At 63.3% G+C, this 23,081-nt stretch carries 22 protein-coding genes; 9 read left to right on the top strand and 13 right to left on the bottom strand.

Annotation, left to right across the window (positions count from 1 at the left end; translation table 11 throughout):
• Nucleotides 1-237 precede the first annotated feature (237 nt).
• From GWE18_RS19615 to GWE18_RS19595, 5 genes are all read right to left on the bottom strand, one after another.
• Complete coding sequence (locus GWE18_RS19615; RefSeq protein WP_275187341.1) at nucleotides 238-564, bottom strand: HPr family phosphocarrier protein; 327 nt, start codon at nucleotides 562-564, stop codon at nucleotides 238-240.
• Nucleotides 561-962 (bottom strand): PTS sugar transporter subunit IIA, encoded by a 402-nt coding sequence (locus GWE18_RS19610; RefSeq protein ID WP_024339151.1) that lies wholly within the window; start codon nucleotides 960-962, stop codon nucleotides 561-563. The genes GWE18_RS19615 and GWE18_RS19610 overlap by 4 nt, the downstream gene beginning before the upstream one ends.
• 132 nt (nucleotides 963-1,094) lie before the next feature.
• Entirely contained in the window at nucleotides 1,095-1,616 is a 522-nt protein-coding gene (locus tag GWE18_RS19605) for an HPr kinase/phosphatase C-terminal domain-containing protein (protein ID WP_275187340.1), read from the bottom strand.
• Entirely contained in the window at nucleotides 1,613-3,430 is a 1,818-nt protein-coding gene (locus tag GWE18_RS19600) for a sensor histidine kinase (protein ID WP_275187339.1), read from the bottom strand. Before GWE18_RS19600 ends, GWE18_RS19605 begins: the two co-directional genes overlap by 4 nt.
• A 100-nt stretch (nucleotides 3,431-3,530) precedes the next feature.
• Nucleotides 3,531-4,232, bottom strand: a complete 702-nt coding sequence (locus GWE18_RS19595; RefSeq protein ID WP_027541437.1) for a response regulator transcription factor — start codon at nucleotides 4,230-4,232, stop codon at nucleotides 3,531-3,533.
• Between the two features lie 215 nt (nucleotides 4,233-4,447).
• Between GWE18_RS19595 and GWE18_RS19590 the strand changes: the two genes are divergently transcribed.
• The 5 genes from GWE18_RS19590 (at nucleotide 4,448) to GWE18_RS19570 (ending at nucleotide 7,759) form a co-directional block, all read left to right on the top strand.
• On the top strand, nucleotides 4,448-5,182 hold the full coding sequence (locus tag GWE18_RS19590; protein ID WP_275187338.1) for a DUF2470 domain-containing protein: 735 nt from the start codon (nucleotides 4,448-4,450) through the stop codon (nucleotides 5,180-5,182).
• A gap of 208 nt (nucleotides 5,183-5,390) precedes the next feature.
• Entirely contained in the window at nucleotides 5,391-5,540 is a 150-nt protein-coding gene (locus tag GWE18_RS19585) for a hypothetical protein (protein WP_275187337.1), read from the top strand.
• A gap of 42 nt (nucleotides 5,541-5,582) precedes the next feature.
• The gene (locus GWE18_RS19580; RefSeq protein ID WP_275187336.1) at nucleotides 5,583-5,705 is read left to right on the top strand and encodes a hypothetical protein; all 123 of its coding nucleotides are present in this window, start codon (nucleotides 5,583-5,585) and stop codon (nucleotides 5,703-5,705) included.
• Nucleotides 5,702-5,860: a hypothetical protein gene (locus GWE18_RS19575; protein WP_275187335.1), complete on the top strand. Its 159-nt coding sequence runs from the start codon at nucleotides 5,702-5,704 to the stop codon at nucleotides 5,858-5,860. The genes GWE18_RS19580 and GWE18_RS19575 overlap by 4 nt, the downstream gene beginning before the upstream one ends.
• Nucleotides 5,861-6,142: 282 nt before the next feature.
• Nucleotides 6,143-7,759: a phosphoenolpyruvate carboxykinase gene (locus GWE18_RS19570; protein ID WP_275187334.1), complete on the top strand. Its 1,617-nt coding sequence runs from the start codon at nucleotides 6,143-6,145 to the stop codon at nucleotides 7,757-7,759.
• A gap of 96 nt (nucleotides 7,760-7,855) precedes the next feature.
• Here GWE18_RS19570 and rocF read toward each other — a convergent pair whose 3' ends face one another.
• The 3 genes from rocF to GWE18_RS19555 form a co-directional block, all read right to left on the bottom strand.
• Complete coding sequence (rocF, locus tag GWE18_RS19565; RefSeq protein ID WP_275187333.1) at nucleotides 7,856-8,830, bottom strand: arginase; 975 nt, start codon at nucleotides 8,828-8,830, stop codon at nucleotides 7,856-7,858.
• Between the two features lie 107 nt (nucleotides 8,831-8,937).
• Nucleotides 8,938-9,753 (bottom strand): thioesterase family protein, encoded by an 816-nt coding sequence (locus GWE18_RS19560; RefSeq protein WP_275187332.1) that lies wholly within the window; start codon nucleotides 9,751-9,753, stop codon nucleotides 8,938-8,940.
• Nucleotides 9,754-9,930: 177 nt separating this feature from the next.
• Nucleotides 9,931-12,450 (bottom strand): glycogen/starch/alpha-glucan phosphorylase, encoded by a 2,520-nt coding sequence (locus GWE18_RS19555; protein WP_275187331.1) that lies wholly within the window; start codon nucleotides 12,448-12,450, stop codon nucleotides 9,931-9,933.
• 243 nt (nucleotides 12,451-12,693) lie between these two features.
• On the opposite strand from GWE18_RS19555, the gene GWE18_RS19550 reads away from it, so the two are divergent.
• A complete protein-coding gene (locus tag GWE18_RS19550) occupies nucleotides 12,694-12,924 on the top strand; it encodes a hypothetical protein (protein WP_275187330.1) in 231 nt (76 codons plus the stop codon).
• 175 nt (nucleotides 12,925-13,099) lie between these two features.
• The gene (locus GWE18_RS19545) at nucleotides 13,100-13,531 is read left to right on the top strand and encodes a hypothetical protein (RefSeq protein WP_108512329.1); all 432 of its coding nucleotides are present in this window, start codon (nucleotides 13,100-13,102) and stop codon (nucleotides 13,529-13,531) included.
• 105 nt (nucleotides 13,532-13,636) lie between these two features.
• Here GWE18_RS19545 and GWE18_RS19540 read toward each other — a convergent pair whose 3' ends face one another.
• Nucleotides 13,637-14,446 carry a DUF2865 domain-containing protein gene (locus tag GWE18_RS19540; RefSeq protein WP_275187329.1) on the bottom strand — a complete coding sequence of 270 codons (810 nt, stop codon included), beginning with the start codon at nucleotides 14,444-14,446 and terminating at the stop codon, nucleotides 13,637-13,639.
• Between the two features lie 315 nt (nucleotides 14,447-14,761).
• Nucleotides 14,762-15,325, bottom strand: a complete 564-nt coding sequence (pyrE, locus tag GWE18_RS19535; RefSeq protein WP_275187328.1) for an orotate phosphoribosyltransferase — start codon at nucleotides 15,323-15,325, stop codon at nucleotides 14,762-14,764.
• Between the two features lie 213 nt (nucleotides 15,326-15,538).
• On the opposite strand from pyrE, the gene GWE18_RS19530 reads away from it, so the two are divergent.
• Nucleotides 15,539-16,165, top strand: a complete 627-nt coding sequence (locus GWE18_RS19530; RefSeq protein WP_275187327.1) for a glutathione S-transferase family protein — start codon at nucleotides 15,539-15,541, stop codon at nucleotides 16,163-16,165.
• Nucleotides 16,166-16,320: 155 nt separating this feature from the next.
• On the opposite strand, the gene GWE18_RS19525 is transcribed toward GWE18_RS19530, so the two are convergent.
• The 3 genes from GWE18_RS19525 to GWE18_RS19515 form a co-directional block, all read right to left on the bottom strand.
• Entirely contained in the window at nucleotides 16,321-16,956 is a 636-nt protein-coding gene (locus tag GWE18_RS19525; protein WP_275187326.1) for a LysE family translocator, read from the bottom strand.
• A 161-nt stretch (nucleotides 16,957-17,117) separates the two neighbouring features.
• Nucleotides 17,118-20,189, bottom strand: a complete 3,072-nt coding sequence (gene polA, locus GWE18_RS19520) for a DNA polymerase I (RefSeq protein WP_275187325.1) — start codon at nucleotides 20,187-20,189, stop codon at nucleotides 17,118-17,120.
• A 221-nt stretch (nucleotides 20,190-20,410) separates the two neighbouring features.
• Nucleotides 20,411-21,463 (bottom strand): acyltransferase family protein, encoded by a 1,053-nt coding sequence (locus GWE18_RS19515; RefSeq protein ID WP_275187324.1) that lies wholly within the window; start codon nucleotides 21,461-21,463, stop codon nucleotides 20,411-20,413.
• A 180-nt stretch (nucleotides 21,464-21,643) separates the two neighbouring features.
• On the opposite strand from GWE18_RS19515, the gene GWE18_RS19510 reads away from it, so the two are divergent.
• Complete coding sequence (locus tag GWE18_RS19510) at nucleotides 21,644-22,954, top strand: UDP-glucose/GDP-mannose dehydrogenase family protein (RefSeq protein WP_275187323.1); 1,311 nt, start codon at nucleotides 21,644-21,646, stop codon at nucleotides 22,952-22,954.
• Nucleotides 22,955-23,081: the final 127 nt, after the last annotated feature.

The raw sequence follows: 23,081 nt of genomic DNA, 5'->3' as shown, positions 1-23,081 counted from the left end.
CCGTCACGCCGATATTGTTCGCGGGTGATTTCGGTCCAACACATGTTGTGCTCCCCTCGAGTCTTCGCAAACACGAAGGAATCACAACGGGCTGAAATCACTCAACTTTCTTTTTCGGTCAGGCTCTGAGGAGGCGCGAAGCGCCGTCTGAAGGATGAATGGCACGAGCGGGGCCACATGGTTCGAGACGGCGCTTCGCGCCTCCTCACCATGAGGGTTCGAGAGAAGGCGAGCGCCTCACACGCCTTCTTCGTTGAACTTGTCGGCGACCAGCGCGGCGATCGCATCGACCGCTTGCTGCGCCTCGGGGCCGATCGCGGAGACCACGACCGAGGTTCCCGGTCCCGCCGCCAGCATCATCAGACCCATGATCGAGGTGCCGCCGACGGTCTCACTGCCGCGCGTCACCCAGACCTCGGCGTTGAACTTTTCGACCATCTGGACGAACTTCGCCGATGCCCGCGCATGCAGGCCGCGCTTGTTGATGATTTGAAGTTCCCGCGAAATGGCGCCCGCAGGCACGCTCGGCCCGAGTTCCTTGTCGGGCGCGGCCTCGTCGCTCATTTGCCGGCGAGCACACGGCTGGCGATGGTGACGTATTTGCGGCCGGCTTCCTGGGCCATGGCGATGGCGTCGGGAAGCGAGCGCTCTTCACGCACCTTGGCAAGCTTAACCAGCATGGGAAGATTGATGCCCGCGAGCACTTCCACCTTGGGACGGCTCATGCAGGAAATCGCAAGGTTTGAGGGTGTGCCGCCGAACATGTCGGTGAGGATGGCGACACCATCGCCGCTGTCAACGCGATTCACCGCTTCGATGATATCGCTTCGACACAGATCGGAGTCGTCTTCGGCTCCAATCGTGATGGCTTCAATTTGTTTTTGCGGACCCATGACATGTTCGAGCGCCGCCTTGAACTCGTCGGCAAGGCGCCCATGGGTCACAAGCACTAGACCAATCATCGGAAACTCCTCGCGGGTGCTTTTTGGTGCACCGCACGAACGCGCCACTTTGACCATCCAGAGGCCCCGCGCAAGAGGGCATCTTGGCTATTGTTCCGGTATTTGGCGGTAAACAGTGAGGCCTGTGCCGGTTTAATCAGTGGCGATATTGGGGCTTATATGGTTACCAATCCCCTTCGAACAATCATCCGAAGGTTGGATGGAACTTGAACCATTGGTTGTCGTCAGTGCGGCTACAATCAATCGGAGTGGGTCATAGCCGATTCCAACCGGGATTCGCGGCAATAAGACACCATTTAAGCTGATTGCGAGCGATTCTGGCGGCGGCAGCCGCTCCGCATCGCTGGCCGCGAGATCGGCGATGAGGCCGACCACCGCCTCTCTGACGAAGTCGCAGCGGCGGATTCCGAGGCCCCGGATTTCGATCAAGCCGGCCAGTTCCGGAGCCGGACGGACCCACAATTGTTCGGCGACTGTGTCGAGATGGACACGGTCATCGCCGACCAGAACGGCCGGCGGAACCTGTCCGGCCCGTCCGGCGAGAATCAGGTCGAAGGCCAGCCGGGACTTGCCGGCGCCCGACGGCCCGCGGATTAGCACGGCGCGATTGCCCACCAGCACGGCGGAGGCATGCACGCTCGCAACCGGCGTCATGGCGCGGGCAGCCTGACCACGAACCGTGCGCCGGCCACCGTCGGCTTGCCGTCGGCGTCCGCCGGGCCATGGCGATTTTCCGCCCAGATCCGCCCGTTATGCGCTTCGATGATCTGCTTGGAGATCGACAATCCCAGACCCGAGTTCTGGCCGAAGCCCTGATGCGGCCGGTCGGTGTAGAAGCGCTCGAAGATCCGTTCCAGCGCGTCCTCGCCGATGCCGGGCCCGTCGTCATCGACGGTGATTTCGATTTCCGACCGCACGCGGCGGCAGGTGACGCGCACCTTGCCGCCGGGATCGGAGAAGGACTGCGCGTTGGACAGCAGGTTGGAGATCACCTGCCCGAGCCGAGAATCATGGCCCGGCACCGAGAAGGTGTCGGTTGCGCCGCGGCCCTCGAAGCGAGCCTCAACCGCGACGTCGTGACCGAGCCGGGTTTCGTTGGCGACCGAGGTCAGCGTCGTCAAGAGCCGGCGCAGATCGACCGGCGCCATGTCCTGGCGCTGCAATTCCGCGTCGAGGCGGCTGGCATCGGAAATATCCGAGATCAGCCGGTCGAGCCGCTTGACGTCGTGCTCGATCACCTCGAGCAGGCGCGCGCGGCTGGTGTCGTTGCGCGCCAGCGGCAGCGTTTCCACCGCCGACCGCAGCGAGGTCAGCGGGTTCTTCAATTCATGGGCGACGTCGGCGGCGAACATCTCGATCGCCTCGATGCGGCTATACAGCGCATTCGTCATGTCGCGCAGCGCGCCGGACAGATGGCCGATCTCGTCGCGGCGGCGGGTGAAATCGGGAATCTCGACGCGGGTCTGGATGCGCCGGCGGACGCGCTCGGCGCCGTCGGCCAGCCGCCGCACAGGACCCGCGATCGTGCTCGCCAGGAGTAGCGACAGCATGATCATGACCGCGGAGGCGACGCCGCCGACCTTCAGGATCGCCAGCCGCTCGGCGGTCACCATCTGGTCGATGTCGTCGCCCTGCGTCGAGAGCATCAGTGCGCCATGCACGGCGCGGAACCGCTGCACCGGCACCGCGACCGAGACGATCACCTCGCCGCGGTCGTTGACGCGCACCATGCTGCTCTTGACGCCGTCGAGCGCCTGCACGATCTCCTGGTAGCCCTTGCCGTTTTCCGGGCCGAGTTCGCGATAGAGCGGCAGGTCGCCGCGATTGAGCCAGGTGCGGATCGCGATCAAGGCGCGCTCGACGAAGCCCGCCTTCTCCGTTGAGGGCGGCGGTAATTCGAAACGCAACACGTCGCCGCGGCCATAGAGACTGCGGCTGTCGAGGATCATGCCGCCGTCGCCGCCATAGATGCGCGCGCGGGTCTTGGTCGGCGAGATCAGCCGCCGCAGCACCGGCGCGACCCGCTCCGGATTGATCGGAAAATCCAGCCCGGAGGATTCGTCCGGCGCCCCGTAGCTTTCGCCGGGCTTCAGGTCGAGCAGGCGGTCCGGATCGATGGTGATGGTGTTGGTTTCGACGGTGGCCGAGGCGGCGATCGCGCCGGCAATGATTTCGGCCTGCACCAGAAGGCTCTGCGCACGCGCGTCGATCAGGCCGGCGCGGAATTGCGAGAGGTAGAGAATGCTCGCCACCAGCGCCACGAGGCCCGCCAGATTGAGCGAGACGATGCGGCGCGTGAGGCTGGAGAACGAGAGCGCGAAGAAGAATTGACCAGCCCGGCGCAGCCAGCCGAGCGGCCGCCGCCAGCCCTTCTCGCCCGCATTATCGTCGGCAACGCGATTCGCTTCGAGGAGCTCCGAAGCTTCCTCGTGGTTCAGGCTGGGATCGGGCTGCGTTCGATCTAGCAATGGCTGAGACTGCCGGTTGTGATGCGCCGCTTTGTAGTTCTACGCTTCTACGCCGAACGGACGGATGTGTCAGTCGGCACACCCGCCCGGAAAACGCAGATCAGGCTTCCTTGAAGCGATAGCCGACCCCGTACAGCGTTTCGATCATCTCGAAATCGTCGTCGACCACCTTGAATTTCTTGCGCAGCCGCTTGATGTGGCTGTCGATGGTGCGATCGTCGACATAGACCTGATCGTCATAGGCAGCGTCCATCAGCGCATTGCGGCTTTTCACCACACCGGGCCGCGTCGCCAGCGCCTGCAGGATCAGGAATTCGGTCACCGTCAGCGTCACCGGCTCGTTCTTCCAGGTGCAGGTGTGACGTTCCGGATCCATCCGCAGCAGGCCGCGGTCGAGAGCGCGCGCATCCGGTTCCTTCGGAACGGCGGTCGGATCCTTGGGCTGGCCGCGGCGGAGCACGGCCTTTACGCGCTCGACCAGAAGGCGCTGCGAGAATGGCTTGCGGATGAAATCGTCGGCGCCCATCTTGAGGCCGAACAATTCGTCGATTTCTTCATCCTTGGAGGTCAGGAAGATCACCGGCAGATCGGACTTCTGCCGCAGCCGGCGTAGCGTTTCCATGCCGTCCATGCGCGGCATCTTGATGTCGAGGATCGCGAGATCCGGCGGCGACGTGCGGAAGCCATCGAGCGCCGATGCACCATCCGTGTAGGTCATGATGCGATAGCCTTCGGCTTCGAGCGCGATCGACACGGAAGTGAGAATGTTGCGGTCATCATCGACCAGGGCGATTGTGGGCATGAGCCTGCTTTCGAATAAGAGAGTGGCTTAAACGGCGGGCAAATCAGCCAGACGCCGCATAAATGGGCTTTGTACACGGCCAACGAGCAATGCAAGCTGGGCTGAAGTGTGACCGAGTTCCGCAAAACGCTCCTGCGGGATACGCTATCACCCATATAGCACCCTGTCGGGCCCAGAAAAGGCCCTTTTTGCAGTAAGATGGCCGGAAAGGAACCATGCAGCCGACCGCAGATTTTGATGCTTCCAAACTTGCCCGTTCGCTGCTGCGGCGCAGCCGGCAAGGCGCGCTGGCCACCCTTATGCCCCAAAGCGGCGATCCCTATTGCTCGCTGGTGAACGTCGCCAGCCACGCTGACGGATCACCGATTCTGCTGATTTCGCGGCTGGCGCTGCATACGAAAAATATTCTCGGCGACAGCAGGATATCGCTGATGCTGGACGAGCGCGCCGCCGGCGATCCCCTGGAGGGCGCGCGGATCATGCTGGCGGGCAGGGCCGAGGAGGCCACAGGCGAAACCACGAAAATCCTGCGCAGGCGCTACCTCCAGGCCCACCCATCCGCGGAAGCTTTTGTGGATTTTAAGGACTTTTCGTTCTTTCGGATCGCGCCGTCAGGCCTCCACCTGGTTGCCGGGTTTGGCCGCATCATCGACCTCAAGCCTGAGAAGTTTCTGACCGAGATCGGCGATGCCGCCGATCTGCTGGAAGCCGAGCAGGGCGCGGTGGAGCACATGAATGAGGACCACCGCGAGGCGATGAACCTCTACGCGACCAAACTGCTGGGCGCCGACACCGCGGACTGGCGCTGCACCGGCTGCGACCCCGATGGCATGGACATGCAGGCCGGCACGGCGACGCTGCGGCTCGATTTCCCGGAACGGGTCACCAGCGCCATGGCGCTGCGCAAGATGCTGGTGCGGTTGGCGGGCGAGGCGCGGGCCAAGGGCTAACAAGGGTTAACATCGGCCGGCCGCAGGAAGCGATCGCTCGCCGAACTGGTGCAACGCGATCAGGATCTCGTAGCGAAGCGGACGCGCCGGACAAGTCGATTGTCGCGGCCGTTTCGAAGGAACGGCCGCAGCGCGACTCAGCGTCCGAGCGGACGCGCTCGCTCGCGGCTCGCCGCCATTTCGACCGAGCGGGTACGCTGCAAAAACGTTGTCTGCAGAATTTCCCGACTGTGCCGCGTTGTCGAATCCGTCGCCGCTAACGGTGAAAGAAATTCAGTCGCTGTGGTCGGGTGACGAGGCGATGGTGCTGTTCGCGGTCACAGAGGTAGAAAGCTACGTCATTGCGATCACCCCGTGAGAGCTTGACTGGAAGCCGATCCCACGTGTCGCGGAAATATTGATGCAGAAGATCGCCGTGTTTCGCCGCGGGCTCGATCTCGGCAAGGCGAGCCTGGCGCTCGCACATGAACTGCACGGGACGATGCTTGCGCCGGTCGATGCCTTGATCACCACGCGATATTGACCTTCGATCGCCTGAAGGCCGATCCGAAGATCGGTCGCGCCGAAGCGCTGCGGCAAGCCACGCTGGCCTACCTCAACGATGCCTCTTCACCACGCGATGCCTATCCGGCGTTCTGGGGGCCGTTTGCGCGGGTCGGGGAAGGCGCTGCGCACTGACTCTTCTTGTTGTGCGATGCAATAATTGGCTGATTATTGGCCGATGGTCGCGCAACCACGACTGTAAACGAATGAAAAGCGCCGCAGCAAGTATTTGATCCAGATCAGGGATGCGGCACGAATAAACCAAATCGCGTGGATCGGCTTGGCAAGCCCGGCGTTCATCAGTATTAGGTCGCCGGACCGAAGCCGGAAGGCTATAATTCAACAGGTCACCGCGACAGAGCGCGTTAAGCGACATGCGCGCGATTTCGAGTAACGCGGGTTCGAGGAGGAGTCTTCGTGCAAGAGACGGGTCTACGCAACGGTGCCTTCGGCGCCGACAAATTCGGCTTAAAAAATCTCAAGACGGTGCACTGGAATCTCGGTGCGCCGCAGCTGTATCAATATTCGCTCTCCGCGGGTGAAGCCGTACTGTCGGCGGACGGCGCATTGTGTGCGGATACCGGTGAGTTCACCGGCCGCAGCCCGAAGGACAAGTTCACGGTTCGGGATGCTACCACCGACAAGAACATGTGGTGGGCCGGCAACCAGTCGATTACATCCGACCAGTTCGCGGCGCTTCACGCCGACTTCCTCAAGCATGCCGAAGGCATGACGCTGTTCGCGCAGGATCTCTACGGCGGCGCCGATCCGAGCTTCCAGATCAAGACTCGCGTCTTCACCGAGCTCGCATGGCATTCGCTGTTCATCCGCACGCTGCTGATCCGCCCCGAGGCGTCCGCGCTGAAGGATTTCGTTCCCGAACTCACCATCATCTCCCTGCCGAGCTTCCGCGCCGACCCTAAACGTCACGGTGTGCGCTCGGAGAACGTCGTCGCGATCGATTTCGCCCGCAAGATTGTCCTGATCGGCGGGTCTTATTATGCCGGCGAGATGAAGAAGTCAGTTTTCACCACGCTGAACTATTATCTGCCCGCCAAGGGCGTGCTGCCGATGCACTGCTCGGCCAATGTCGGGCCCAAGGGCGACACCGCGATCTTCTTCGGCCTGTCCGGCACCGGCAAGACCACACTGTCGGCCGATCCGAACCGCACCTTGATCGGCGACGACGAGCACGGCTGGGGCAGTGACGGCGTCTTCAATTTCGAGGGCGGCTGCTACGCCAAGTGCATCAAGCTGTCGCAGGAAGCCGAGCCGCAGATCTTCGCGGCCAGCAGCCGCTTCGGCGCCGTGCTGGAGAACGTGGTGCTCGACGAGCGCACGCGAGTCCCGGATTTCGACGACGGTTCGAAAACCGAAAACACCCGTTCGGCATATCCGCTCGACTTCATCCCGAACGCTTCGCGCACCGGCCGTGCCGGCCAGCCGAAGAACGTCGTGATGCTGGCGGCCGATGCCTTCGGCGTATTGCCGCCGATCGCAAAGCTTTCGCCGGCGCAGGCGATGTATCACTTCCTGTCCGGCTATACCGCCAAGGTCGCGGGCACCGAGCGCGGTCTCGGCAACGAGCCGCAGCCGGAATTCTCTACTTGCTTCGGCTCGCCGTTCCTGCCGCTCGATCCCTCCGTCTACGGCAACATGCTGCGCGAGCTGATCGCCAAGCACAATGTCGACTGCTGGCTGGTCAACACCGGCTGGACCGGAGGCAAATACGGCACCGGCAGCCGGATGCCGATCAAGGTGACGCGGGCACTCCTCACCGCCGCGCTCGACGGCAGCCTGCGCAACGTCGAATTCCGCACCGACAAATATTTCGGTTTTGCGGTGCCGACCGCGCTGCCGGGCGTTCCGAGCGAGATTCTCAATCCCGTCAATACCTGGAAGGACAAGGTCGAGTTCGACAAGACCGCCCGTAGCCTGGTCGGCATGTTCCAGAAGAATTTTGCCAAATTCGAAGCCCTGGTCGACGCCGAAGTCCTTGCGGCCGCGCCGGACACCAAGCTCGCGGCCGAGTAGCCGCGCGGGTCGAACGAGGGACCATTCGAGACGGACAAAGGGCGGCCGCAAGGCCGCCCTTTGGTTTTCATGCGGCGCTCTGTGTTGTCGTCCCTGCTAGCCGTTGCCAGGCAACACCGCGTTGCTCGGCGTTCGCCGATCGGTGATCTGCAGGCCGAACAGGCTGCCGATCAGTTCGACGGCAACGCGCGCGGTGCGGCCGCGTTCGTCGAGAAACGGGTTGAGCTCGACGATATCGACCGAGCGCACCAGGCCGGAATCGTGCAGCAGCTCCATGATGAGATGCGCTTCGCGGTAGGTCGCGCCGCCCGGCACCGTGGTGCCGACGCCGGGCGCGACCGTGGGGTCGAGAAAGTCGACGTCGAAGGAGACATGAAGCACGCCGTTGCGCGCCCGCACGCGCTCAATGACCTTTCGTATCAGCACGCCAACGCCGAACTCATCAATGGCGCGCATGTCGGCGATTGCGACGCGGCGTTCGAACACCAGTTTCTTTTCCAGCGGATCAATCGAGCGGATGCCGAACAGATCAAGCTGATCAGGTCCGATCGAAGCGCGTGGTGCGCCGCCGAGCAGGCCGTCGAGGCCGGGTTCACCGCATAGAAAAGCGGCCGCCATGCCGTGCATGTTGCCGGTCTCCGTCGTCTGCGGCGTGTTGTAGTCGGCATGGGCATCGACCCAGAGCACGAAGAGCGGCCGGCCCTGCTCCTGCCAGTGGCGTGCGACACCGTTCACCGATCCCATTGACAGCGAATGATCGCCGCCCATGAAGATCGGCACCGCGCCGGACCGCGCCAGCGCATAGGAACGCTCGCTGAGCGCGCGGATCCAGCCCTTGATCGTATCATAATACTTTGCGTTCGCCGGCGGCGGGCCCTCGTCGGCAGCTACGCCGGGCTTTGCCAAGTTGCCATGGTCCTCCACGGCAAAGCCGAGCTGATCGAGGATGCGGCCGATGCCGGCGGTGCGAAGCGCGTCCGGTCCCATCAAGGTGCCGAGTTGCGAGGCTCCGATCTCGATGGGGACGCCGAGCAAGGCGATGCGAGGCTGGCTAGCTTCGGGTTCGGACATCAGGCCGCCTTTCGATCGATCGCAGGGCGCACGCGCCTTCTCGCCTGCTCACCTTCTGTCAGTCCTCACCATGAGGGTCTAATGGTTGCAACAAGCACCCCCAGTGCTCATGCCTTGAAATAAGCGATTTGCGTCGTGGTTGCGAGCAGGCGCCCCGAAGGTGACCACAATTCGCCGTGCTGGTCGCCGTAACTCCTGTGGAAAATTCGGGCGTCGGCCACCGCCAGCACATGGGTGATATCCTCGGCTTCCAGTTCATCCGACGCCGTATGAAAATACGTCGTGATCGAAACCGTGCCGAATGGAACCAGTTCCCGGCGCGCCAGAAAAATCCGGCCGAAGAAGGCGTCCGACATCGACATCAGCGACAGCATGTCGATCTTCCGCGGCACGTGATCGCCGATCCATTGCTTCGAATACGCATCGAGCGGCGACGCGGCAGGCGAGCCGTAGAAGCTCGGCTCGCCCTCGACAAAGCGGAAATCATACTGGTGCGTCCATATCATCGGCGTGCGCGGAAAGGACCGCGCCTGCTCAAACGGCACTGAGTGCGGAAAAGCCGCCTGCTGGTGCGACCAGGACGGGCGGCGCTCGGCGAACACGGCGGTCGCCAGCGTCGTCACCTCGCCGGCTTGCGTCATCTCCACACACCAGTGCTGGCTCGAGCGGTTGGCCTTGACCAGGCGCACGTCGAGATCGAAGGCGCCTTCCACGATCGGTGCGCAGAAATTCACGGTCATCGACAGCGGATCGCCCGCCCGCTGCGGATGGTCGATCAGCGCGCGCAGGATGGTCGCAGCGGTGCAGCCGCCGAACGGGCCGACAAAAGCCCAGTAGTCCGGGCTGGTCTTGCCTTGCCAGCAGCTATCGCCGGCGGTGACTTTCGTGGCGTCGTCGAAGAGGTGTGGGCCTTTGGTGAGCATTCCATATTTCCCGTCATTGCGAGGAGCAAAGCGACGAAGCAATCCATCTTTTCTTTGCGTCGCGACATGGATTGCTTCGCTTCGCTCGCAATGACGTCGTGAACGTCAAATGCAGTATCACCGCAACTCCGCCGAATTCAATGACGTCTGAGGTAATGGATACCCCGCCCACCGGGCTTACCGCGTCGCCCCGCGCTGGGCGCTTGGCTCGATCACCGGTGCGGCCCCGCGCACCGGCACGTGCCAGATATCCTCGGCATACTCCCGGATGGTGCGGTCGGAGGAGAACCACGGCATCCGCGCGACGTTGAGGATCGAGGCGCGGGTCCAGGCCGGCACCACCTGCCAGCGCGCGTCGATGCCGCGCTGCGCCTCATAATAGGAATCGAAATCGGCTGAGACCATGTAGTGGTCGAGATAGCGCAGCGCATGACCGATGGAGGCGAAGCGGGCAGGATCGTCGGGCGAGAGCGCGCCGCTCTCGATCGCGGTGATGGCCCGCGCCAGCCGCGGCGAGCGGTTGATCACGTCGGTCGCATCCAGCCCCTGTTTGCGCCGGACCATGACGTCGCCGGCCTCCATGCCGAAGATCGCGATGTTCTCCGCGCCGACATGGTCGCGGATCTCGATATTGGCGCCGTCGAGCGTGCCGATGGTCAGCGCGCCATTGAGCGCCAGCTTCATGTTGCCGGTGCCGGAAGCCTCCATGCCGGCGGTGGAAATCTGCTCGGAGAGATCGGCGGCCGGAATGATCACCTCGGCAAGGCTGACATTGTAATCGGCAAGGAACACGACCTTCAGCCGGCCGGCAATGTCGGGGTCTTTGTTGACGACTTCGGCGACGTCGTTGATCAGCTTGATGATCAGCTTGGCGTATCGATAGCTCGCCGCCGCCTTGCCGGCGAAGATCTTCACCCGTGGCACCCAGTCGCGCTGCGGCTCGTCCTTGATTGCCTGATACAGTGCGACGGTCTCGACGATGTTGAGCAATTGCCGCTTGTACTCGTGGATGCGCTTGATCTGGATATCGAACAGCGCCGACGGATCGACCTTGATGCCGAGCCGCTCGTTGATCAGCCGCGCCAGCGCCAGCTTGTTCTGATGCTTGACGTCGCGAAAACGCTGCTGGAACGCGTTGTCGCTGGCGCGCGCCTCAAGGCGCTCGAACAGCGAGAAGTCGTCGAGTACGGCCTCGCCGCAGGCCTCGCGCAGCAGCTCCGTCAGTTTTGGGTTGGCCAGCATCAACCAGCGGCGGAAGGTGATGCCGTTGGTCTTGTTGGTGATGCGGCCGGGGTAGAGATGGTTGAGATCGTGGAACACGGTCTCTTTCATCAGATCGGAATGCATCGCCGAGACGCCGTTGATGCGGTGCGAGCCGACGAAGGCGAGCTGTCCCATCCGCACCCGCCGCCCGGACTTCTCGTCGATCAACGACACCGAGGCACGGTAGTCGATGTCGCCCGGGCAACGCTGATCCGCCAGCGCCAGATGCGCGGCATTGATGCGGTAGATGATTTCGAGATGCCGCGGCAACAGCCGCTCGAACAGCTCGACCGGCCAGGTCTCCAGCGCTTCCGGCAGCAGCGTGTGATTGGTGTAGGACAGCGTCGCCACCGTGATCTTCCACGCCTCGTCCCAGCGGAAATTGTGCAGGTCGACTAGGATGCGCATCAGCTCGGTGACGGCGAGGCTCGGGTGGGTATCATTGAGCTGCACTGCGACCTTCGACGCGAGACTGCGCAACTGCCCGTCGGAGGCAAGGTGGCGCTTGACCAGGTCCTGCAATGAGGCCGAGACGAAGAAATATTCCTGCCGCAGCCGGAGTTCCCGGCCGGCCGAGCTCTCGTCATTCGGATAGAGGAATTTGCAGATCGATTCCGCGCGCGCCTCCTCGGCGACGGCGCCGAGGTAGTCGCCGGTGTTGAAGACGTCGAGCCGCAGCGGATCGGGCGAGCGCGCCGACCACAGCCGCAGCGCGTTGACGTGCTGGCCGCGCCAACCCACGATCGGCGTGTCATAGGCGACGGCCTGAACGGTTTCCGCCGGCCGCCACGTCGCGCGGTCACGCCCGCGGTCATCGACATGGTCGACATGGCCGCCGAAATGAACGTGATAGACCACCTCCGCCCGCAGGAATTCCCAGGGGTTGCCGAAGCCCAGCCATTCGTCGGGATATTCCTGCTGCCAGCCATGCGAAATGATCTGGCGGAACAGGCCGAAATCGTAGCGGATGCCGTAGCCGATGGCGGGAATGGCGAGTGTCGCCATGCTCTCCATGAAGCACGCCGCGAGCCGCCCGAGGCCGCCATTGCCGAGCGCCGCATCCGGTTCGCATTTGCGCAGGTCGTCAAGCCCGACGCCGAGATCGCCGAGCGCCGCCTCGAACACCGGCAGCAGGCCCATATTGTTCAGTCCGTCGGTGAACAGACGGCCGATCAGGAACTCGAGCGAGAGGTAATAGACCCGCTTGCTGCCGGCATCGTAGCTCTCTTTCTCGGCCGTCAGCCAGCGGTGCACGATGCGGTCGCGCAGCGCCAGCGCCGCCGCCTTGTACCAGTCGCGCCGGGTCGCCATAGCGGCGTCCTTGCCGATCGCAAGGCGGAGCTTGGCGAGGATCGCGCCCTTGATCTCCGCCAGCGCCAACTCGTCAATCGGCTGGCCCGGCGCCGGATAATTTACTGGGATTTGTTCCTGCAACACGTCGATCCCTGCTGTTGAGACTCACAACGAAGATACGCGCCTTGCCTGGCAATCGAAACGCCTGAGTAAGTTGTGCACTGCGCTGCCATGAATTTATGCAAGGACCGGGCCGATTTCACGGCACCGCGGCGGCCGCTTTTGGTGCTATAATTTTATACGAAAGCTGCGGGATCGCCGGAACCTGGCTGGTGGATGCCGGTTCGCGTGAAGGAGGCGTCCTCAAAAAAGGGAGGGCCTGCCATGAGATTGACGATCGAGATTGCCGCCGCGACACTCCTGGTCGTCTGCATCAGCGCGACCAGTGCAGGCTACGCCGCGGGCAAGGCCGGCAAGAGCGCCGATGGCCTGAGCTGCTCCTTCTCTACCGCGAAGGGCGCGTCGCCCGCCGCACGCTGTGCGGCGATGAAGCGGCAGTGCGGCGGAAAGTTCTACGCCAATTACTGCGGCGACAAGCTGTTGTCGGCGATGTGAGCCACGGTTATCCCGGCGAAGGCCGGGACGACGTCTGAGCTGGCATGAGCGCAAAACATCATTTGAGACGCAGGGGAACGAATTAAGAACACTTTAGCAAGTGTCTGATATATCATTGTGATTCGGTGCATCGCCGACACAACATTTATGGTCTATCCGAGCTTGCGAGGACTACATGTCCACCATCGCCTTCGATCAGTTCGCTCTCACCCGCATCGCCGATTTCGCGCGCTCGCTGTCGCGCCTGCATCAGGCCTCGCGCCGCCGGCTCGTCGACGACGACGCGATCGACCGCGAATTCAACGCGGTCTGCATGTCGGTGTGGGGCTACACCACGGATGATTTCAGCGACGAACTGTTTTCGGTCGAGGACCACGCCTTTCTCGACGCGCTGGACGAAGCGCAGGCGCGAATCTTTGCCGCCGAGCAGGGCTACGACTTGGTCGACGATCAGGGCATGCTGACGGACTGGTGGGGCTATTGCTGGATGATCCTGGCCGAGAAGCGCGGCTTGCTGACACCGGAAAACCGCGCCGCGGCGCGTGCGGCGATCGAAGAGAAATATCTGTCAGCGCCGAACGTGATCGGCGTCATCGTCGGGCGGTAGTGCTGGCGTCAGCTATGTGAATGCTGCGAGGCCGGCCCACGCTACTTTGCATGGGGTTGTTTTCGCAATTTTTGTGTTTGGGCCCTGCGGCGTACTGCGGGTGCCCTATGGCGCTTCCGCCCGCTTCGCCGGCTTCGGCGCAGCGATCTTCGGTATCGAGGCGGTCGGCAGTTCGTCGTCGCGCCGTGCTTCGGGCAGCGGCGCGGTGCCGGCGACCATCTCGGCGCTGACGGGCGCGACCTTCATTTCGCCGAGCCGGGCGCGGACATCTGCCGTGAGGCCGGGATAGGAGGCGACGGGAGTGAATTCCGCCGTCTGGTCGGCCCCTAAGCGAACGCCGGTATAGGCCACCAGGCCGTCGGTGGTGGCGACGACGTCGCCCGAGCGCAGCGAGGTGTCGAGCGTGAGATCGACCGGCGCCAGTCCGGACGGGCTTCTGCCGTTGCAGGTGCAGTCGGCGCTCAGCGCCTTGCGATAGGCGTAGGCGTTCTCGCTGTCGGCATAACGCTCGCCATTGCTCGCGGTCGCATGATCGATGTTGCTGCCGTAAAACACCCTGGTGACGCTCGCCGGGCAGAAGGCCTGGCAGGTCTGAACCGGCGAGGCGTTGCCGCGCATGGTCAGCGGAAAATACTTGCCGTCGCAGCTTCGCACGCAGAAGGCAGGCCCGGAGCCTGCGACACGCGGCGCCGGTGCAGGTTGGGCCGGTTGATTAATGCCGAACGGATCGGCGAAGAAGTTCGCCTGCGCTGGCGCTTGCCGCGCCTGCTGCTTCTGGAAGCCGCCGAACAGGAAATCGAACAGACCCTCGGCGGAAACGCTGCCGGGCGTCAGCGTGAGCGCGCCCGCAAGGGTCGCTGCGGCCACAAACGCCGCGCGGCGCCGCACGCGCGAAAAAGCCAACTCTGTACGCAACGCCAACTCCACCCAACGCAACAAACGCGCTGAAGCGCGATAGGCTTCAGTCGGGAGTAACCTTAATGGCGGATGGTAAATGAGTGGTGTTCGCGGCTGGAGAGGCTGAAAAGAATTGCGAACGAGAAGCGCTGCCATCTTTACCTCGCCCCGCTTGCGGGGAGAGGTCGGATCGCCCTTGCGATCCGGGTGAGGGCGTACAGGTCTCTCGATAATGCGCGTCGCGCGGAGGCAGCCCCTCACCCCAACCCTCTAAGAGCGAGCTTTGCTCGTCTCGACCCCGCAAGGGCGGGGCGAGGGAGTAGAGGGCGCTCCTCACCCCTTCAAAAATTCGCCGGCCTTGTAGAGCGAGCGAAACTCGAGCCCGGCCTCGGCAAAGGTTTCGGTGGCGCCTTCCTCGCGGTCGACCATGGTCAACACCAGCACGATCTCGCCGCCAGCGTCGCGCACGGCTTCGACGGCTTTCAATGCCGAGCCGCCGGTCGTGGTGACGTCCTCGACGATCACGATGCGCTTGCCTTGCAGGGTTTCGCCCGTGGCGAGCCCCTCCACCGCGAGGCGGGCGCCATGCTCCTTCGGCTTCTTGCGCACGAAGAAGGCGGCGATCGGGTGACCCTTGATCCAGGAGAGCTGCGCGATCGCGCCCGCCAGCGGCACTGCGCCCATCTCCAGCCCGCCGACATAATCGAGCCTGTCGTCCTTTAGCGCCTCATAGGTCAGTTCGGCCAGGAGCGCCGCACCCTCGGGGTCGAGCATGGTCGGCTTGAGGTTGAAATAGAAGTCGCTCTTGCGGCCCGAAGCCAGCGTGATCTCGCCGCGGCCGAACGAACGCTTGCGGATGATGTCGGCGAGGCGGGCGCGGGAGGCTGATTTCGACAAGACGATTATCCCGGGGTTTGAGGCGGGCCGCAATCTATCGGCGCTCGCGGGCACATTCCAGCGCCGATTCGGCGTCGTCAACAGGGCACGATGTCCCGCGTCGGCCCCGGACAACGCAGGGACGACATACGGAAAGACCGGTTGTAACGGCCTTTGGTTCCGCGCTACGGGAGGGCCAAAGCTTCGGCGAAGTTCTCTTTGGGGAAACCGTAAATGACGATCGAGCTGCACACCTGGAACACGCCGAACGGCCGCAAGATTTCGGTCGCGCTGGAGGAAATGGGACTGCCCTACAAGGTGATCCCGGTGAACATCACCAAGGGCGAGCAGATGGCGCCCGGTTTTCTCAAGCTGAGCCCGAACAACAAGATCCCCGCGATCGTCGATCCCGATGGCCCCGGCGGCAAGCCGGTCAGCATCTTCGAATCCGGCGCGATCCTGCTCTATCTCGGCGAGAAGACCGGCAAGTTCCTCCCCAAGCCGCTTGCCGAGCGTATCCCGGTCTATGAATGGCTGATGTGGCAGATGGGCGGCTTCGGGCCGATGCCCGGCCAGGTGCACCATTTCATCGCGCTGGAGAATGAAACCGACCGCGCCTACGGCCTGAAGCGCTTCATGGCCGAGACGCGCCGGCTCTATGGCGTGCTGGACCGGCGGCTGCAGGGGCGCGAATTCGTCGCCGACGCCCTGTCGGTCGCCGACTTCGCCATTCTCGGCTGGGCCTGGCGCCACCCGCGCCACAAGGTGGAGCTGAAGGATTTTCCGAACGTCGAGCGCTGGTACAACGCGCTGATGGCCCGCCCGGCCACCAAGCGCGGCATGGAAGCCAAGCTGGATTAGCTGGCCACACTTCCCCTCTCCCCTTGTGGGAGAGGGTGGATCGAATGAGCGTCAGCTCATTCGAGACGGGTGAGGGGTTCTTTCCGCGGATGCAGACCCCTCATCCGGCGCGCTTCGCGCGCCACCTTCTCCCACAAGGGGAGAAGGAAGAAAGATCACGCCCGTTTCGCCTCGAACGCCATCTTCACCGCAAGCCCTGCCAGCACGGTGCCCATCAGCCAGCGCTGCACCAAGAGCCAGCTCGGCCGCCTGCCGAGAAAGCGCGCGATCGATCCGGCGGCGAGCGCGATCATGGCGTTAACACTGACGCTGATGACGATCTGGATCGCTCCCAGCGCCAGTGACTGCGTCAGCACGCTGCCCACAGCGGGATCGATGAACTGCGGCAGCAGCGCCAGGTACAGCATCGCGATCTTCGGATTGAGCAGATTGGTCACGAACCCCATCGCGAACAATTTGCGCGGGCCGTCGACCGCGAGCTTCTTCACCTGAAACGGCGAGCGCCCGTTGGGCTTCAGCGCCTGCCACGCCAGCCACAGCAGATAGGCGGCGCCCGCGAAGCGCAGCGCGTCGTAGGCGTAAGGCACGGCGAACAACAGCGCCGTGATACCGAATGCCGCGCACAGCACGTAGAACACGAAGCCGAGGGCGACGCCGCCGAGCGACACGATCCCCGCTGCCGGCCCTTGCGTGATCGAGCGCGAGATCAAGTAGATCATGTTCGGCCCGGGCGTCAGCACCATGCCGAGCGAGACCAGGGCGAAGCCGAGTAGAGTTGTGATGTGAGGCATGGGGGACTCGCGGGAGGGGTGTGCACGTTTCTAACGTGCGGGGACCCGCGATGTCATTTCGTATATTGCTCCGAGGACATTTGCATAAGGCTGCATCGGCGGTGCGCTCCCTCGCCCCGCTCTTGCGGGGAGAGGTTAAGGAGCGCCGCGTGAGGCAGCTCTCAATGCGCCTCGTCCCAATTATTCGCCGCTCGCGCGTCCACCTGCAGCGGCAGCGACAGCACCACCGCCGGGAACGGCGCGTCCTGCATGACGTGCTGCACCACCGGCAGCGTCGCCGCCACCTCGTCGTCGGGCACCTCGAAGATCAGTTCGTCATGAACTTGTAGAAGCATCTGCGCCGAGAGCTTCTTTTCCGCCAGCGCATCTTCCATGCGGATCATGGCGCGGCGGATGATGTCGGCGGCGGAGCCTTGCAGGCGCGCGTTGATCGCGGCGCGTTCGTTGAAGGAGCGGACCGACGCGTTGGATGCCTTGATGTCCGGGTAGTACATCTTCCGCCCGAACAGCGTCGTGACATAGCCGTTGGTGCGGCAGAAATCCCGCGTCTCGTCCATATAGGCGCGGATGCCCGGAAAGCGCTCGAAATACTTCTTGATATAGGCGGAGGCTTCTTCGCGGGCGATGCCGAGCTGGTTGGCGAGACCGAACGCCGAGATGCCGTAGATGATGCCGAAATTGATCGCTTTCGCGCGGCGGCGCACCTCGCCCGGCATGTCCTTGATCGGCACGCCGAACATCTCAGACGCCGTCATGGCGTGAATGTCGAGCCCGTCGCGGAACGCCTGCTTCAGCACGGGGATGTCGGCGATCTCGGCCAGCAGCCGTAGTTCGATCTGCGAGTAATCCGCCGACACCAGCTTGTGTCCGGGCGTCGCAATGAAGGCACGGCGGATCTTGCGGCCGTCCTCGGTACGAACCGGAATGTTCTGCAGGTTCGGTTCGTTCGACGATAGCCGCCCCGTGGTGGTCGCGGCCAGCGCGTAGGTCGTATGCACGCGGTGGGTCTGCGGATGTACGTATGCCGGCAGCGCGTCGGTATAGGTCGACTTCAGCTTCGACACCTGCCGCCATTCCAGGATCTTCTTTGGAAACTCATGGCCCTGCTCGGCGAGTTCGTCGAGTATCTGTGCCGAGGTCGACCACGCGCCGGTCTTGGTCTTGGTGCCGCCGGGTATTCCCATCTTGCCGAAGATGATGTCGCCGATCTGCTTGGGGCTGCCGACATTGATCGGCTCGCCCGCGATCTCCTGAAGCTCGGCCTCGACGCGCGCCGCGGTCTGGGCGAAATCGCCGGACAGCCGCGACAGCACCTGCCGATCGATCGAGATGCCGCGCCGTTCCATCCGCGCCAGCACGCTGACCAGCGGTCGCTCAAGCGTCTCATAGACCGTCGTCATGTGCTCGGCGATCAGGCGCGGCTTCAGCACACGATGCAGCCGCAGGATCACGTCGGCACTTTCGGCCGAATAGGCGGTCGCCTTGTCGATCGCGACCTGGTCGAAGGTCAGCTTGTTCTTGCCGTTGCCGATTAGCTCGCTTTCGCTCGTGACGGCATGGCCAAACCAACGTTCGGCGAGCGACCCCAGCGCATGTGAATTGCGTCCGGCGTCGAGCGCGTACGACATCAATTGGGCGTCGTCGACGTTGCCCAGAGTGACGCCGTGCTGCGCCAGCATCACGGCGCTGAACTTGATGTCGAAGCCGATCTTGAGAATGCCCGGCGATTCCAACAGCGGCTGCAGCGCCGCCAGCGCCTCGGCGGCCGTGATCTGGTCCGGCGCGAGGCCGGCGTCGAACAGGCCTGCGCCGCCGCCGGATTGCTTGTGCGTAAGCGGAATATAGCAGGCGTCGTTTGGCGCCAGCGCCAGCGCGATGCCGCAGATGTCGGCCTGCATTGGATCGTCCGAGCTTGCCTTGGCGACGATCGCAAACGTGCCGGCGTCATAGGCCCGCGCAACCCAGGCATTGAGCTCATCGAACGTGCGGATGGTCTGGTACCTGGTCCGATCGACCGGCAGTTTCCGGAGGGCTTCGGCGCGCGCTGCGGCGAGCGAGATCGGCGCTCCCTTGGGGCTCGCGGCCTTGTCCTGCTTGTCGGCGCCCTTAGCCGGTGCGGTCGCTCCCTTGCTTGAGGGGGCCGCGGAAGAGGAGCCGGGGGCATCGAACAGCGTCGCGCCTTCATAACCCTCCGGCTTCTTGCCTGATGGCGGGACCGCGAAAACGCTGGCGCCGCTCTTGTTGCCTGCGTCCGGTTCGATATCGGCGGGATCAACTTGCGAATATTCGGCGACGCGGCGGGTGAGGGTGGAGAATTCCATCGCCTTGAGGAAGGCGATCAGCTTGCGTGCGTCGGGCTCGTGCACGGTGAGGTCATCGAGCGGCACTTCGAGATCGACCTTGTCGTCGAGCAGCACCAATTGCCGCGAGATCCGCGCCTTCTCGGCGTTCTCGATCAGTGCCTCGCGCCGCTTCGGCTGTTTGATCTCGCCGGCTCGAAACAACAATTGTTCGAGGTCGCCATACTCGATGATCAGTTGCGCGGCGGTCTTTACGCCGATGCCCGGCACGCCGGGAACGTTGTCGGTGGAATCGCCGGCCAGCGCCTGCACCTCGACGACTTTCGCAGGCGGCACACCGAATTTCTCGATCACCTCAGGGATGCCGATGCGGCGGTCCTTCATGGTGTCGTACATGGTGACGCAATCGGTCACGAGTTGCATCAGGTCCTTATCGGAGGACACGATCGTGGCGGTGGCGCCGCGCTCGCAGGCGATACGCACATAGGTCGCGATCAGATCGTCGGCCTCGAAGCCGACCTGCTCCAGGCAGGGCAGGTCGAATGCGCGCACGGCTTCGCGGATCAATGCAAATTGCGGAATCAGATCGTCCGGCGCCGCTGTCCGGTGCGCCTTGTAATCGGGATAGAGCTTGTTGCGGAACGTGATCTCCGACTTGTCGAACACGACCGCCAGATGCGTCGGCCGGTTATCCTCCGGCATTTCGCGGAGCAGCTTCCACAGCATATTGCAGAAGCCGAGCACCGCATTGACCTGCAGCCCGTCGGATCTGCGGTTTAGGGGCGGCAGCGCGTGATAGGCGCGGAAGATGTAGCCGGAACCGTCGACCAGGAATACGTGGTCGCCCTTGCCAGGCTGTTTGGCGGGCGCCTTGGCAGGGGCTTTGGCGGCGGGAGCGGGTTTGGTGGCGGCTTTGGGGGCTGATTTCGGCATGGCCGAAATTTAGGGATTTTTGCGCGGATTGACAGCCTCGGGAGGTAGTAATTTGGGGTTGTCGCCCACCATTTATCGTCGTCCCGGCCAAGCGAAGCGCGAGCCGGGACCCATAGCCACAGACGGATGTTTTGTGAAAAGGCGTCTGCCGCTCTGCCTTATCGATGGATCACGCGGTATGGGTCCCTGCGTTCGCAGGGACGACAACGATGCGGCGAATCCTACTCCGCGGGCTGCAACGCCGGGGCGGCCTTCTTCGGCGCGATCCAGAAGGCCTCGGGGCGCTCGAACAGGAAGTCGGCGCGCAGCGCCAGCGCCAGCCGCCAGATCACCACCGCGCCCGCGACGCCGGCAACGGTCACGATCAGTGAAATCGTCCCGATATCGGCGATCAGGCCGGTCTTCAGCAGCAACGTTCGGGTCACCGCCATCGGCAGGAAGAAGGCGAGATAGATGACGATGGAATGCTCGCCGCAATAGCGCAGGAAGTTGAGCCACTGCATGCGCGCCAGCAGCGTACCCATCACGATGATGGCGCCGGCGCCGGCGAACCCGAGCGCCAGCGAGATGAGCGGCCAATGGCTGAAGTCCGCGATCACGAGGCCGCCATTGACGAGCGCCCACAGCGCCAATCCAATGAGCGCCAGCGCCGGCTTCTCCCGTGAACGATCCGACAGCGCGAACACATAAGAAGCAAACAGATAGCCGGAATAGAAATAGACGAAGCGCGCACAGAATTCGTCGACCGCCGTCCAGCCGGTCGTGGTGTGCGCCATCTCCAGCGCCGCGGCCGCGAGCCAGATCGCGAGCGGAGGGATGCCGCGTGACAGTTTTGTGACGACGAAGAGCACCGGCAACAAATAAATGAACCACAGCGTGCCGAACGGCTCGATGAAGGATTCCAGATACAGCAAGCCGACATGACGCCAGCCGCTTTCGGCGGCGAAGCTGGGTGCCTTGAAGCCGAACTGGATCGTCATCCACACCACATAGAAATAGGCGAAGTGCAGGACTTTGCGGTCGAGATAGGTGCGCCAGTCGCGGTCAATCACGACGGCGAGAAACAGGCCTGAGATCAGGAAGAAATCCGGCATCCGGAACGGCTGGGCGAACATGACGAACGCATGCATGAAACCGGTGTCGCCGGCCGCCTTTTCCACGCCGAGCACCGAATGCATCATCACCACCATGACGATGCAGATACCCTTGGCGTAGTCCACCCAGTCGATGCGGGTGGAACGTTGGGTGACGGCGGATGTCCCGTTTAAAGTCATCGGTGTCCCTTTTCGGCGCGACGTGGCCGCATCTTCGGCCCGATCCGTTGCTTTCTCCTTTATTCATACAAATGACATGCCGGCTTTCTGTACTTTTTCCGGTTTCCCCTTTTTCGAAAAATGCTCTAAGACGCCCGCAAAATCGGGATTGGCGTTAACCATCAAACACGGATTGATTTCATGCGAATCGCCATGATTGGCACGGGCTATGTGGGGCTGGTATCCGGCGCCTGCTTTGCCGATTTCGGCCACCAGGTCACCTGCGTGGACAAGGATGCCGGCAAGATCGAAGCCCTGCGCAGAGGCGAAATCCCGATCTTCGAGCCCGGGCTCGACGCGCTGGTGGCGTCCAACGTCAAGGCCAAGCGGCTGGATTTCACCACCGACCTGACTGCGCCGGTTGCGGAAGCCGACGCGGTGTTTATCGCGGTCGGCACGCCGTCACGGCGCGGCGATGGTCATGCCGACCTCACTTACGTGTACAGCGCCGCGCGCGAGATCGCGGCTGCGCTGTCGGGCTTCACGGTCGTGGTGACAAAATCGACCGTGCCGGTCGGCACCGGCGATGAGGTCGAGCGGCTGATCCGCGAAGCCAATCCGTCGGCCGACGTGGTGGTCGCCTCCAATCCGGAGTTTTTGCGCGAGGGCGCCGCGATCCGCGACTTCAAATTCCCCGATCGTATCGTGGTCGGCACCTCGGACGAGCGCGGGCGCAAGGTGCTCGGCGACGTTTACCGGCCGCTTTCGCTCAACCAGGCGCCGCTGATGTTCACGGCGCGGCGCACCGCGGAGTTGATCAAATACGCGGCGAACGCGTTCCTCGCCACCAAGATCACCTTCATCAACGAAATGGCGGATCTCTCCGAAAAAGTTGGTGCAGACGTGCAGGAGGTCGCGCGCGGCATCGGTCTCGACAACCGCATCGGCTCGAAGTTCCTGCATGCCGGCCCGGGCTTCGGCGGCTCGTGCTTTCCAAAGGATACCCGTGCGCTGGTCAAGATCGCACAGGACCATGATGTGCAACTCCGCATCGTCGAGGCCGTGCTCGGCGTCAACGACATCAGGAAGCGGGCGATGGCGCGCAAGGTTTCCAATGCAGCCGGCGGCAGCCTGCGCGGCAAGACCGTGGCGGTGCTCGGCCTGACGTTCAAGCCGGATACCGACGACATGCGAGAGGCGCCGTCAATCCCACTGGTCACGGGGTTGCTCGACATGGGCGCAAAAGTGCGCGCACACGATCCGGTCGGCATGGAGCCGGCGAAGAAGGAACTGCCCGAGATCGAATATTGCGCCGACCCCTATGAATGCGTGAAGGGGGCGGACGCCATGGTGATCGTCACCGAGTGGGTGCAATACCGCGCGCTCGATCTGGACCGGATCAAGAGCGTGATGGCGCAGCCCGTCGTGGTGGATTTGCGCAACATCTACCGGCCCGAGGACATGGCCGCGCACGGGTTTATCTATGAGAGTGTGGGGCGCGTGACGACTTGATCTTCCTTCCCTTCTCCCCTTGTGGGAGAAGGTGCCTTGCCGAAGGCAAGGCGGATGAGGGGTCTCTATCCGCGGAGAAAGACCCCTCACCCGTCTCAATCGCGCTGTCCGCGCGATTGATCCACCC

The organism is Bradyrhizobium sp. CSA112, from assembly GCF_029051645.1.
Lineage (GTDB): Bacteria > Pseudomonadota > Alphaproteobacteria > Rhizobiales > Xanthobacteraceae > Bradyrhizobium.
Note: the sequence above shows the minus strand (reverse complement) of the source record. Positions and strands in the feature narration are given on the sequence as shown.

Excerpts from the sequence above, each read along its gene's own strand:
- GWE18_RS19615 (WP_275187341.1), bottom strand. The coding sequence starts at position 564 with ATGAGCGACGAGGCCGCGCCCGACAAGGAACTCGGGCCGAGCGTGCCT.
- GWE18_RS19610 (WP_024339151.1), bottom strand. The coding sequence starts at position 962 with ATGATTGGTCTAGTGCTTGTGACCCATGGGCGCCTTGCCGACGAGTTC.
- GWE18_RS19605 (WP_275187340.1), bottom strand. The coding sequence starts at position 1,616 with ATGACGCCGGTTGCGAGCGTGCATGCCTCCGCCGTGCTGGTGGGCAAT.
- GWE18_RS19595 (WP_027541437.1), bottom strand. The coding sequence starts at position 4,232 with ATGCCCACAATCGCCCTGGTCGATGATGACCGCAACATTCTCACTTCC.
- GWE18_RS19590 (WP_275187338.1), top strand. The coding sequence starts at position 4,448 with ATGCAGCCGACCGCAGATTTTGATGCTTCCAAACTTGCCCGTTCGCTG.
- GWE18_RS19580 (WP_275187336.1), top strand. The coding sequence starts at position 5,583 with ATGCAGAAGATCGCCGTGTTTCGCCGCGGGCTCGATCTCGGCAAGGCG.
- rocF (WP_275187333.1), bottom strand. The coding sequence starts at position 8,830 with ATGTCCGAACCCGAAGCTAGCCAGCCTCGCATCGCCTTGCTCGGCGTC.
- GWE18_RS19560 (WP_275187332.1), bottom strand. The coding sequence starts at position 9,753 with ATGCTCACCAAAGGCCCACACCTCTTCGACGACGCCACGAAAGTCACC.
- GWE18_RS19550 (WP_275187330.1), top strand. The coding sequence starts at position 12,694 with ATGAGATTGACGATCGAGATTGCCGCCGCGACACTCCTGGTCGTCTGC.
- GWE18_RS19545 (WP_108512329.1), top strand. The coding sequence starts at position 13,100 with ATGTCCACCATCGCCTTCGATCAGTTCGCTCTCACCCGCATCGCCGAT.
- GWE18_RS19530 (WP_275187327.1), top strand. The coding sequence starts at position 15,539 with ATGACGATCGAGCTGCACACCTGGAACACGCCGAACGGCCGCAAGATT.
- GWE18_RS19525 (WP_275187326.1), bottom strand. The coding sequence starts at position 16,956 with ATGCCTCACATCACAACTCTACTCGGCTTCGCCCTGGTCTCGCTCGGC.
- polA (WP_275187325.1), bottom strand. The coding sequence starts at position 20,189 with ATGCCGAAATCAGCCCCCAAAGCCGCCACCAAACCCGCTCCCGCCGCC.
- GWE18_RS19515 (WP_275187324.1), bottom strand. The coding sequence starts at position 21,463 with ATGACTTTAAACGGGACATCCGCCGTCACCCAACGTTCCACCCGCATC.
- GWE18_RS19510 (WP_275187323.1), top strand. The coding sequence starts at position 21,644 with ATGCGAATCGCCATGATTGGCACGGGCTATGTGGGGCTGGTATCCGGC.